The following is a 12,301-nucleotide window of genomic DNA, read 5'->3' as shown; positions in this document are numbered from 1 at the left end:
ACAGTTAATGATCGCGATGAACGATAAAATCAGCCAAGGCTTTGAGTTCAGATGCTTCTGAACCAAATGGGGCTAAAGCTTGTTTAGCATCTTTGTGTAGCTGTTGTAGTTTCAGCTTAGCACCTTCAAGGCCTAATAGTGCAGGATAGGTGGGTTTGTTTTGCGCCATATCTGAACCTTGAGGTTTTCCTATTACCGCAGAGTCACCCTCAATATCCAGGATGTCATCTTGTACTTGGAAAGCTAAGCCTATAGCTTGCGCATAATCGGTTAATGCGCTGAGCTGGTCTTGATTGGCTTTACCGCTAGCGATTGCACCCATAATGACAGAGCATTGTAGAAGAGCCCCTGTTTTATGTTGATGCATCGCTTCTAATTGCGCGAGGGTCAAAGGCTTTCCTACATTGCGTAGATCAAAGGATTGACCAACGGCCATGCCTTGATAGCCGGAAGCGATGCTTAGCTCTTTTACGAGCTGCACTTTAGCGTCGGCAGAAAGGTACTTATCCACAGCGATCAATTCGAAAGCTAGGCTTTGTAGTGCATCGCCAGCCAATATTGCGGTGGCTTCATCATAGGCGATATGACAGGTTGGTTTACCTCGTCTGAGATCATCATCGTCCATGGCTGGCAAGTCATCGTGTACTAACGAATAGCTATGAATACACTCTATCGCTGCAGCTGCGCTGTCAGCATGGCGCATGTCGCCGTCCAGCATAGTATTCACCATGTGTACTAAAGTGGGCCTGACACGCTTGCCACCATTAAAAAGAGAATAGAGCATCGATTCTTGTAAAATCGGATCGATACTTTTCTGTACTATGCATGCTTTAAGATAACTATCGACACGTTCGCTGTATTGGTTGAGCAGGCTCTGAATCTCCAAATCAGCTATCCTCTTCAGGCTCAAATGGCTCTGTTTTTAGCTCGCCGCCTGACTCGATTAAAAGCTGCACTTTTTGTTCCGCTTGTGCAAGGATATTTTGGCATTCGCGGGTGAGGCTAACCCCCTCTTCAAATGCTTTAAGAGAGTCCTCCAAAGACAGGTCTCCCTGTTCCATTTGTGTGACTATTGATTCGAGTTCCTGCAAGGATTGCTCAAAATCGGTTGTTTTCTTTTTACGAGGCATGGGAATAAATCCACATTGAAAGGGCTAAACTTACCGAAGCATCGGTCTAGAATCAATTATACCTAAAGAATAACCGTTAAACCTATGAAGAGTGGGTGATTGTTGAGACTTTTTTGCTATGATAAGCAGTTAGTTAAGTAAGGCTTGAACGTGTTCATTGGCTGGTATGAGGAATCCTGAGTGGATATAGCTACGCTCGTCGGTTTATTAGGCAGTTTTGGTATTGTCATCGCTGCAATTATAACGGGTGGTGATCCAGGTGTTTTTGTTAATCCACCGTCATTGTTGATTGTTATTGGCGGTAGTATTTTTGTCGTTTTAATGAAATTTACCTTAGGCCAGTTTTTAGGTGCGGGTAAAGTGGCTGCTAAGGCCTTCATGTACAAGTCTTTAAATCCTGAAGAGATTATTGCTGAAACTGTTGAGTTAGCCGATGCCGCACGTAAAGGTGGGTTGCTCTCGTTGGAAGATAAAACCGTTAGCAGTGATTTTATGCAACGTGGTATTCAGTTATTGGTTGATGGCCATGATCCTGAAGTGGTCAAAACGTTGTTGAAGAAAGAAGCAAAATTAACCAGTGATCGCCATGAATTTGGCGCATCAGTATTTTCTGCTGTGGGGGATGTAGGTCCTTCAATGGGTATGATCGGTACATTGGTTGGTTTGGTGCAGATGCTTTCTAACATGAGTGACCCAAAATCTATTGGTCCGGCGATGGCCGTAGCACTTCTGACAACGCTTTATGGCGCCATGCTTGCGACTATGGTGGCGTTGCCTATGGCAGACAAGCTGAATGTTAGGAAAAATGAAGAGGCGCTTAATGCGGCTTTAGTTATTGATGGCTTACTTGCCATCCAAGCCGGTCAAAACCCGCGTGTGATCGAACAGATGTTGAGAAACTATCTGCCAGAGAAAAAACGTGTGGCGGCTGAAGGTTAATTCGGTAAGGAGCTGAGCAATGAGTGATGATACCGAAGAGCATGAATGCCCCCCCTGCCCTGCAGGGTTGCCTGGTTGGTTAGCAACCTTTGGCGACTTAATGTCGCTGTTGATGTGTTTCTTTGTTCTGCTTCTATCTTTTTCAGAGATGGATGTACTGAAGTTTAAGCAGCTTGCGGGTTCAATGCGTGAAGCCTTTGGTGTGCAAAACCAGATTAAGGTTGAAGATATACCTAAAGGCACATCAATTATTGCTCAAGAGTTTAGCCCTGGTCGTCCCGAACCAACTCCCTTGAACGAAGTCCGTCAGATGACGGTTAATAATGATATGAATACATTAGATGTTCGTTCAAAAGAGGGAGAGAGTGATACACCAGATCTAGAAGCCGGTATTGATCAAGCACTGCAAAAAGAGCAAGAACAGCAGGCGAAAGAGGATGCAGTCGAGTTTGCCGCAGCATTGGCAGAGGAGATCGGTGATGGCAGCGTCGAAGTTGAAACGGATGGTAAAAAAATTATTATTCGTATTAAAGAGAAAGGCTCTTTCGATTCAGGTTCCGCAGAGTTGAAATATGAATCTATCCCTGTGTTAGCCAAGATTAGAGACGTGCTGTTAGATGTGAAAGGCAACGTAGCGATTGAAGGGCATAGTGATAACATTCCTTATGCTGGACGCCGTTTTGAATCTAACTGGGATCTTTCGGTAGCACGTGCATTGGCGGTTGCCCACGAGTTGTTTGGTGATCCGCGTATTGAGCAGTCACGCTTTAGGGTATTAGGTTATGCTGATACTAAACCCCTCGTTCCTAACACAACGCCGGCGAATAGAATTAAAAACCGCCGTGTAGAAATTATTGTGCAAAAGGGTAAAGATCAGGAGTTGTTAGAGAAAATTCAAGCGAGAGAGGAGGGTGATCCTACAGGTGAGCTACGTAACCTTTCGCCGACGGAGATATTCTAGCTAGTGGCTGAGACAAAAAAACCGCCTTAATATGGCGGTTTTTTTATGTGAATTCGGTGCTTATTTTGAGTTGTCTATCATGTATTGGATAGCGGACTTAAGTTCGTTATCGTTACAATCCATACATAGACCAGAAGGAGGCATAGCGCCTTTACCTTTTTTAGCAGTCGCTAATAGGGTATCCATACCTTGTGTTGCACGTGCGCCCCAATCTGCTGCGTCACCTACTTTAGGTGCGCCAGCGGCGCCTGAAGCATGGCATACACCACATTTGGTGTTGTATACAGTTAGGCCATCACGTTCAGCCATAGCTGCAGTAGGTAACATCAAAGTAGCAGCAGCTGCTGCAATAAGTACTTTTTTCATTGTAATTTTCCTATAAGTGCTCATCAATTTGTTATTGGGACTAACGGGCCTTCCCCCACAAAAATCAGCCTGCCACCCTTGGAGGTGAGTTATTACTCTCCTCAAGTAGCTAACATTAATACACCAAACGAGGTGAATTGTATCTGAATGAAATCAATAGAAGAAATGAATATTGCTAAAGATAATAGGAAAATGATTCAAAAGGAGGGGAGGTGGCTAAATTAACCACCTAAGCGCATAGCGAAGCTTGCCTGATTGTGTTGAGTACTTAGTGTTTGGTCTTGAATGCGTTGGTCTGCTTTGTATTCGGAAATGGCTTGATCAATCAGATATTTAGGTGCAATGCCTAAGTTTAAAACGTCAATCTCTGAGTAACCACGATTCAGCAACTGTTTCAGCTGAGTTTTTAAAGTATTTTCTGTCATATTTATTAGCCTCTTTGTAATTGAGGCTAATAATGACGATTAATTATTTCAGAATTGTTGCAAAACAAGAGATTAATCAGAAATCTTTATACCTAAAGCTTGATAGGCTTCTTTAATCACCGCTGGATCTACGGGAGGTGGGCTTATATCCATATCTTCAGATAGTTGTGAAGCTATGGTTTTTAGGACGTCAGTACGGGCATACCATTTATGGTTTGCAGGGATGATGTGCCAAGGCGCAGCCTCTGTAGAGGTATATTTAAACATATCATTAATAGCTTGATGATAATCTGTCCACTTAGCGCGATTTCTAATATCTTCACTGGTTAGCTTCCAGCGTTTTACTGGATTATTTAATCGCTCTTCAAAGCGCTTAAGTTGTTCCTCTGGGCTAATGTGCATAAAGATCTTTATGATCTTCACACCATCATCAATAAGGCTTCGTTCAAATTCATTAATCTCTTGATAAGCGCGTTGCCACTCCTGTTTTGAAGCGAAGTCTTCAACCCGCTCAACTAAAACTCGGCCATACCAAGAGCGATCAAAAAGTGCGAGCGTCCCCGCTTTGGGTAAGCGAGTTTGAAAGCGATACAGGTAATGCTTACTTTGTTCTTCTGGAGTGGGTGCACCGATTGGATGAACCTTCACACCACGAGGATCTAACTTTTCAGTTAAGCGTCTTATAGCCCCCCCTTTACCGCTGGCATCCCAACCTTCAAAAACCAAGATTGCTCGGCGCTTTTGGTGGTAATAAGCTTGTTGGACGCTGAGTATCTTTTTTTGTGATTTCTTGAGTGTTTTTAAGTACTCACTTTTTTCGGCTATTTGGGTGTTAGTTAGGTCTATTTCATCTAACGATGGGGGATTTTTTTGTAAAATGATAGGGCTAGGTTGATACATGTTCCGACTCCAGCAAGGTATGAGATGAGCTTATGTGAAGCGGGATAAAACATCAATTGGCTATAGGTTAGGGGTTTAGCCTAACTGGAGTGCGTTCCTTTATCTTTATACATCGAAATATCGGCATGGGATATCCATTGTTGAAGTGTCTCCACAGTAGCATCAATTTCGTATGCACCATAAGAGATACCAATTCTCAGGGGCTTGCCGGATAAGTTGCAATCTACCTGAATGCTATTACCTACGCGGTTAAAAAACTCTTGAGCATGTTCAGTTGAGCTATTGTTGAGCAAGACTACAAACTCATCTCCACCATAGCGGCCGAGAACATCGGTTTGTCTAATATTGTCTGATAGCTTATTAGCGAGCGCTATTAGCGTATTATCACCAGTGATATGACCATGATTGTCATTAATCTCTTTGAATTGGTTAAGGTCGATAAAGATTAATGTTGCGGGTGTTTTATAGCGCTTATAGCGTTCATGAGCATCGCTGAGGTGTTCTAAAAAGGTTGAGCGATTGAAGACACCGGTCAGTCCGTCTTTTTGTGACAACTGCTCTAAGGATTTGTAAGCCGCTTCAAGCTTGAGAATAGATTCGTCTAATTGCTGCTGACGATTCATTATATCGGTACGGTCAACAGCCGAGCCGACAAGATAAAGAGGTTCACCGTTTTCAAGGATACCAAAGCCGACGTTGTGAATATGACGTATTTCGCCATCATCTCGGATGATGCGGAAGTCTATATTCCAGTTGCTATCGGGGCTTAGTGTAAATATTTGTTCAACTGCGTCTTTGTCATCGGGATGGATAATATCTAAAAAGCTTTTTGGGTTTTCATATAATGTGTCAACCGAGCGTCCCCATTGCTTTTCAAACCCTTGGTTAACATAGAGCATCTCCTGCATACCTGTTGTCGACATCCATATAACAACCTCATCAGATACCGCTTCTATTATTGTTTTAAATTTTTCTTCTGATTGGCGAAGAAGCATCTCTGTATTTTTTAGTTCTGATATATCTTGAATGGAAGAGACGAAGTAATCAGGCTCGTTGAGCTCATTTTTAACTAGTGTTGTTGTAAGTTTTGCCCAAACTAAACGACCATCTTTATGGTAGTAACGTTTGATCTTCGAGAAATCTTCAACCTCTTCGCCTGCTAAAACAGCTCTGATCCATCTAAAGCTTTCTTCTAAGTCGTCGGGAAGGGAGAGGGATTGAAAAGTGGTTTCGAGGAGTTCCTGCTCTGGATAACCTAAAAACTGGCATAGGTTATTGTTTACACGAATAAACTTACCTTGTAGATCAACATGGGCTAATCCAATAGCGGCTTTTTCAAAGGTATCTTGGAAGCTTTTTGTTGTATGGCATGATGAGTTAACTGTATTTGATCGTTTTGCTTTGCTGGAAAAATAATAATGGGGAATAAGGCTACTCGCACCCGCGCCTATTAAGATTAATGCGATGAAATTGTCGTGATTATTGAGGTTGAGATATAACCCAGCCATAACCATAGAGGCGCTAATAAGGATGAGTATAAAGTTCAAAGTCTGTCTGCTATCCATGTTTCGACCAGTTTGTTAGCGTATCGTTACCACTTAATGAGATACGGATCCTGTATCTCTTATTGAACTACAATAAATTATATTGCAGAGGCGGTTCAATAACTATCCTCAATTAAAACTAAAGGTGTGTGGCTTGCTTATTCTCGTGCTGCTCTGCGGAAAGTGTTTGTAATTGTGCTGCATTACCTTAAATGTCAGCACGGGGTTTAGAATTAGAGCATATATTGAATGTTTTTCTTACCAAGAGGTAATCATATTATCAAAAAATCAATTTATGCTTTGTTGCCTAATAACTCAAGTATTTGTTCCCCTTTAATCGGTTTGGAAAACAAATAACCTTGTATCATAGGGGAGCCTAAGCCTCTTATTATTGCTAATTGACTCTCTGTCTCGATCCCTTCAATTATCGTTAATAGTGATAAAGATTCAGCTAGTGATAAGATGCCCGATACTAACGCTTGATCATCCATATCCGAAGCAATTTCATCGATAAATATTTTGTCAACTTTTAGCCTTTTAATGGGATACTTTTTCAGATAGCTAAGGGATGAGTATCCTGTACCAAAGTCATCTATCGCAAGGTCTACGCCGACAGAGACAATCTCTTTAAGCTGCGTATAAATATCTTCTTGCTCTGATAAAAGAACGCTTTCTGTAATTTCTGCGACTAAGCTTGAACCTGGCAGGTTATTAGCGGCTAACTCCCTTTGTATTATCTCGGCTACACGGCCTTCCATAAATTGAACACTGGAAATATTGACGCTCACTGAGGGAGGATGCGTTGTCTCTTTTCTGAGTATCTGAGCAAACTTGCAAGCCTCTTTAATTACCCATTCACCTATAGCTAAAATTTGTCCTGATTCTTCAGCAATAGGGATAAAATGAGAGGGTGGTATAAGGCCTTTTTGGGGATGCTGCCATCTTATTAATGCTTCGATTGAACGTATATGCTTACCATCAATACTCCATATGGGTTGGTAAGTTAGATAGAATTCGTTACGTTCAATGGCATTATAAATATCGTTTTCTAGCAAATTACGTTCTTTGTTTTTAGTGCTTAGGTCTTTATCAAAAAACTCGTATCGATTGCGTCCTTTTGTTTTCGCCTTGTACATAGCGCTATCTGCGTTGGCGATAAGCTGTTCTGAAGTCGTGGCATCACAGCTATGCGTTACTATACCAATACTGCAGGAAATATAGGCTTGATTACCTTCCAATATAAAAGGCTGAGTTAAGCTGGCTAGAATTTTCTTAGCGATTTTTTCAACAACGCTTGTGTGGCTTATCTCAGGAATGATGATTGCAAATTCATCCCCTCCTAAGCGCGCTACGGTATCACTTTTACGAATGCAGGATTCTAGTCGGGTAGAGACTAATTGCAGCAATAGGTCGCCTGCGAGGTGACCAAATGTATCGTTTACATATTTAAAGCGATCTAAGTCGATAAAAAAGAGGGCGGCTTCTGACTTGTTTCTTTGACAGAGTTTTTGAGATTGTTTTAAGCGGTCTTCAAATAAGTTTCTGTTAGGTAAACCTGTTAATGCGTCATAATTTGCTTGGTGAAGAATAATTGCCTCATCACTTTTTCTTTTTGTGATATCGCTAAACAGTGCAACATATCCCTCAATATTTTTATCTAAGTCTAAGCGACAGGAGATAACGATCCACTCAGGGTAAATCTCCCCATTTTTTCGTTTATTCCAGATCTCACCTTCCCACTTATGCTTGCTGTTGAGCTGTTCATAAATGTCTTTATAGAACTGAGGGCTATGTTTCCCCGATTTTAATATCGCAGGGGTTTGGCCAATAACTTCTGCTTCAGAATAACCTGTGATCTTTTGAAAGGACGGGTTAACCATTTGTATACGATTTTTCGCATCGGTGACCAATATAGCTTCGGCCGCCGCATTAAAAACTGCTGAAGCTAAGCGCAGTTTGTTTTGAGCTTTGCGCTCCTCTGTTATCTCTTGCTTCAGGGCAATAAAGTGGGTGATCTCATTATCATCATTAATGAGCGGGCTGATGGATGCTCTTTCCCAATAGAGTAAACCGTTTTTGCGTCTATTATGAAATTCCCCATACCAGCTTTTTCCTCTTTTAAGCTTTTGCCACATATCGTCATATTGTGGCTCAGGCATATGGCCTGATTTGAGAATGCGTGGGGTTTGCCCTAATACATCATTCTTCTTATATCCAGTGATCTGCTCAAAGCTCCTGTTCACATACTGAATATCACCGGTATTGTCGGTAATGATAATAGCGGTCGGGTTCTTTTCGACGACTTCAGATAATAGGTGGACATTTTCTCTCATCGCGAATGCTTTTTTATTAATTCTAACGATATAAATAGCACCAATAATGAGCGTGACAATGGCTAAGCCAATAACTAATAGGAAGGTGCTTTTCCGTTTTACCCAAAGAAAAAAGGCATCTTCAAAATTGGTGACAATGGCGATTGCTAAGGGGTATTTTGTTGAGAGCCGCGTAGTGGTTGTGTAAGTAGGAATATAGGACGATGAGTTGATACTGACATCCTCATCTTCTCCACTTTCCAGCACTGTTGAGAGATGCTGAGTAATACTGTCTCTGTTGGGGCCGAACAAACCTGTTTGAACTAGCGCGTTACCATGAAAATCAATCAAATAAATATTATCATTTCTTTCTATATCAAGGTCTTTAATATATCGAATTAGATAATTGGAATTAAATGCGGCAAGAATCAGCAGATCCTCCCCAGAGTGTGTGCGGGTTGAAAAGCCGATCGGAATAAGCTCAAGCCGTGCGGATTCATCGGGGTATTCGTAGGTGGTTGGTAAGTAACGTCCTTTGATCGTTGTCCCTATATTAAGACCAAGACTATAGGCATTAGACGGTGTTTTTTTAAAGCCTAATATCTCTAAGTTAATATTATTTATTGGGTTTTTGCTATTGTCAGTATTAGTATTAACAATCGTTTTATTGTTTTTTATTATGACGATTTGTCTTAATTGGGGGGCGAAATTGAGAACATTTAATGCTCTTTCCCGCACATCGTTGAAATGATCAGGGCTTGCTTCGTGAGCTTCTAACTCATCTGATAACGAGAGAAGGCTGATCTCTAGTGCTTCTAATGTTCGGGTGACCGTCGCCTCAATCATTCTTGCATAGAGCGCCGATCGCTCGGTACGTTCTGTTATGTTTTGAATAAGGCTAAACCATAAGACACTAGCGATTAAGAGTATGGAGCTTATTACACCTGAAAATATCCATCTTGTGATGGACCGGGATTTAATAGCGCTATAATCTTTCATTCAGATTTGGCTCGATAGTGTCGATCATACTGAGTATAACGAAGAATTATGTTTGTTATTAGTAATGCAACGGGAAAAACTTAGGACGTAATGGATTATATAAATGAGAGTAACTAAGTATAAATGTAGATTAATTCACCTTATAGCATTGTGTCTAGTGTTGCTGATAAATCAGTCTGCTGCTTCAAGCTTAAGAGGTGAAAAAATACGTGAATTAGGCGAGCTTAAAGTGTGCTATTGGCCTGATTATTTTGCCATTAGTTATAAAAACCCGAGAACTGGCCGCCTCGAAGGCATCGACATAGATATGGCTAGGGAACTGTCTGCTTTTATGGCTGTAAAGCTAAGATTTGTGGAGAGCTCTTTCTCTAGCTTAGTTGAGAATTTATCCAATGACACCTGCGATATCGCAATGCACGGCATAGGTGTAAGGGAAAGTCGTAAGCCGTATATGGAGTTTTCAGCCCCTTATCTAAAAAGTGATATTTATGCGGTAGGTACAAAAGATAGCCAGTATATATCTAGCTGGGAAGATATAGATGAACATGGCAATGTAGTGGTTGTACAAAGTGGAACCTTTATGGAACCGGTTATTAAGCGCTATATTAAAAACGCTAAAGTCACAGTAGTGGACAGCTTTAAAGCCCGAGAACAGGAAGTGCTAAGTGGCCGAGCGGATGTATTTATGGCGGACTATCCCTACGGAAAAAGAATGACACAGCTCACCTCATGGGCAGTACTCTTTAAACCTCAAGAATCACTCGCACCCACTGAATATGCCTATGCTGTACCTAAAGGGGAGCTAGATTGGTTGCAAGAGATCGATGATTTCCTGTTAACTATGAAGAAAACCGGCAAACTAACAGAGTTTGCTGAAAAGCATGGTTTGAGTGAAATTGTTGTGAGTGATTAAAAGGTGATGGTCTAACCGCATTAAGTGTAGAACGTAGTGTGTGAGATTGGTTTCAGCTCGTTCCTATGCTCCTGCGTGGGAATGCAAATCAGCATCGGCCACCACGCAGAGCATGGGAGCTAGGTCGTGTGTGAGTGTTTGAGATAGGCTAAATAACAAAAAGCCCCGATTAACGGGGCTTTTTGCGGTATTTGGTGGATGGCGGGGGTCGAATCTTGCAAAACCTTTTACTTATCAATATGTTGCTGTAAATGGTGGAATGTATGCGCCGAAAAAGCTACTAGTGCTTCTTTTTTAATCTTCTCTTAAAAATGAATATATAAGCATTAAAGCAGTTTACCCAGTGAATTAAACGGTTAGTTGTGGATTTCGTGTAATCAACTTGGTTGTATGAAATTGCATCCCTTATTTCTAATCTTTTTGGAATGTTTAAACGAAATAGACCGTGAGATGAGTCTAAGCAAACACTTCTGCAAAGGTGCTTATCCTTCATAGTTGCTTTTCTGTGTTCATTGGAAACAGCAATTATTATTGTTTCCCTTGGTGATACTTTTAAAGGGTATGTGTTTCTAGGGGATTCGAAAAGAGTTGATGCTGGGCTAGATTTCATTGAAAAAGCTGTATGGCTTGATTCGGGCACATTAACTATGAATTTGTCTGCTGAGCATACTTGAGTACTGTTAACGGTAATGTCTAGTGATGATCTGTTCTCAATGTGCAAGACCAGCGTAGAGCTTGGACTTGGTAAGTCTGAATTAACTATCCGGCAATGGTTTAGTTTAAGGGGATTGCGGTTCTTTCGACGATCATGAAGTAATGCGAAAATAGCGAAAGCTCCAGCTAAGCCCGAAGCCATTGTGGCGATGCTTTCTAAAGAATTGACTACACCCATATGTATGTTTGCCCATTGCTGAAATATAACTTGTAGAGGTATTTCTAAGAAACTTTCAAAGAGTAAATGGAATACTGTTAATAATTCTTTGAGTGCTTCTAAACCAAGCATGATTCGTCCTTATGTTTTTTGTAGCATATATCTAGGTGATAACTGGAGGCGGTCAAATCATTTCATTTGGAAAGGTAAAAGTGATTGTAGGAAGCATTTCTAGACCTAGTTTCATACAGAAATCCATCGATTCATAGGGACCGTATAACGTAATCTCTTCATGAGATCCAAATGAGATAAACCAAGATCCAATTGGAAACTCAGTGTTAAAACTCTTTTTTAAACTCGTTCCCATGCTCCTGCGTGGGAATGCAAAGGCCCCCAGTAAAGCCCCGATTAAGTGGGGGCTTTTGGTGGATTTTGCTGGAACTGTTAAGAAGTGAGTATACACAAAAAACCCCACATGAGTGGGGTTTGGAGTACTTATCGGTAGTGATAAGATTTATGTTTGGTGGAGATGGCGGGGGTCGAACCCGCGTCCGTCAATCCTCCGCCTCAAGATCTACATGTTTAGGCTTCTCTATTTAATTAACCCGTCACGACCCGAGAGCCAGGGTGTTATGGGCGAGCCTCTTTAGTTTTAACCGTTCAGCTTGAGGCAAAGCGTCCGGGCGATTCTGTCTCGAATGATACCGCAAAATCCTCTAGTTACAGACACCTGAAGGAGCGGCACAAGCCGGCTTAAGCGGCTAGAGCGTAGTTATCGTCGTTTGCAACTATAACTGTGTAGTGAGGGATTTACGAGAATCACTACATTCTCGACATGCACCTAAGGTTTTGTAATCAGCGTCGAAGCCAAGTCATCCCCAGATGGGCGTATTATAGCGGTTGTTTCCGTTTGTGCCTAAGTCTTTCTGTAATAAATTTAT

The 12,301-nt window shown here is 41.5% G+C and carries 11 protein-coding genes and 1 other RNA gene; 3 read left to right on the top strand and 9 right to left on the bottom strand.

Features of this window, described 5'->3' with window-relative positions; translation table 11 throughout:
- Nucleotides 1-4 precede the first annotated feature (4 nt).
- Nucleotides 5-886 carry a polyprenyl synthetase family protein gene (locus Q4486_RS06635; RefSeq protein ID WP_303518850.1) on the bottom strand — a complete coding sequence of 294 codons (882 nt, stop codon included), beginning with the start codon at nucleotides 884-886 and terminating at the stop codon, nucleotides 5-7.
- A gap of 1 nt (nucleotide 887) precedes the next feature.
- Nucleotides 888-1,130, bottom strand: coding sequence for an exodeoxyribonuclease VII small subunit (locus Q4486_RS06630; RefSeq protein ID WP_303416201.1), 243 nt, complete (start codon nucleotides 1,128-1,130; stop codon nucleotides 888-890).
- A gap of 180 nt (nucleotides 1,131-1,310) precedes the next feature.
- On the opposite strand from Q4486_RS06630, the gene pomA reads away from it, so the two are divergent.
- The gene (pomA, locus tag Q4486_RS06625) at nucleotides 1,311-2,069 is read left to right on the top strand and encodes a flagellar motor protein PomA (RefSeq protein WP_303416202.1); all 759 of its coding nucleotides are present in this window, start codon (nucleotides 1,311-1,313) and stop codon (nucleotides 2,067-2,069) included.
- A gap of 19 nt (nucleotides 2,070-2,088) precedes the next feature.
- Nucleotides 2,089-3,030 carry a flagellar motor protein MotB gene (locus Q4486_RS06620; protein ID WP_303416203.1) on the top strand — a complete coding sequence of 314 codons (942 nt, stop codon included), beginning with the start codon at nucleotides 2,089-2,091 and terminating at the stop codon, nucleotides 3,028-3,030.
- 60 nt (nucleotides 3,031-3,090) lie between these two features.
- On the opposite strand, the gene Q4486_RS06615 is transcribed toward Q4486_RS06620, so the two are convergent.
- From Q4486_RS06615 to Q4486_RS06595, 5 genes are all read right to left on the bottom strand, one after another.
- Nucleotides 3,091-3,396 (bottom strand): cytochrome c5 family protein, encoded by a 306-nt coding sequence (locus tag Q4486_RS06615; protein ID WP_067862597.1) that lies wholly within the window; start codon nucleotides 3,394-3,396, stop codon nucleotides 3,091-3,093.
- Nucleotides 3,397-3,617: 221 nt separating this feature from the next.
- Entirely contained in the window at nucleotides 3,618-3,821 is a 204-nt protein-coding gene (locus Q4486_RS06610; protein WP_303416204.1) for a hypothetical protein, read from the bottom strand.
- A 72-nt stretch (nucleotides 3,822-3,893) separates the two neighbouring features.
- Complete coding sequence (locus Q4486_RS06605) at nucleotides 3,894-4,721, bottom strand: polyphosphate kinase 2 family protein (protein WP_303416205.1); 828 nt, start codon at nucleotides 4,719-4,721, stop codon at nucleotides 3,894-3,896.
- 80 nt (nucleotides 4,722-4,801) lie between these two features.
- The gene (locus Q4486_RS06600) at nucleotides 4,802-6,286 is read right to left on the bottom strand and encodes a diguanylate cyclase (protein WP_303518849.1); all 1,485 of its coding nucleotides are present in this window, start codon (nucleotides 6,284-6,286) and stop codon (nucleotides 4,802-4,804) included.
- Nucleotides 6,287-6,558: 272 nt separating this feature from the next.
- Nucleotides 6,559-9,423: an EAL domain-containing protein gene (locus Q4486_RS06595; protein ID WP_303518847.1), complete on the bottom strand. Its 2,865-nt coding sequence runs from the start codon at nucleotides 9,421-9,423 to the stop codon at nucleotides 6,559-6,561.
- A gap of 310 nt (nucleotides 9,424-9,733) precedes the next feature.
- On the opposite strand from Q4486_RS06595, the gene Q4486_RS06590 reads away from it, so the two are divergent.
- Entirely contained in the window at nucleotides 9,734-10,489 is a 756-nt protein-coding gene (locus tag Q4486_RS06590; RefSeq protein WP_303518846.1) for an ABC transporter substrate-binding protein, read from the top strand.
- A gap of 280 nt (nucleotides 10,490-10,769) precedes the next feature.
- Here the strand turns inward: Q4486_RS06590 and Q4486_RS06585 are convergent, their stop codons facing one another.
- Nucleotides 10,770-11,492, bottom strand: coding sequence for a hypothetical protein (locus Q4486_RS06585; protein WP_303518845.1), 723 nt, complete (start codon nucleotides 11,490-11,492; stop codon nucleotides 10,770-10,772).
- 389 nt (nucleotides 11,493-11,881) lie between these two features.
- Nucleotides 11,882-12,240: a transfer-messenger RNA gene (ssrA, locus tag Q4486_RS06580) on the bottom strand.
- Nucleotides 12,241-12,301 lie beyond the last annotated feature (61 nt).

It is taken from the genome of Neptuniibacter sp. 2_MG-2023, assembly GCF_030547495.1.
Taxonomy (GTDB): domain Bacteria; phylum Pseudomonadota; class Gammaproteobacteria; order Pseudomonadales; family Balneatricaceae; genus Neptuniibacter.
Note: the sequence above shows the minus strand (reverse complement) of the source record. Positions and strands in the feature narration are given on the sequence as shown.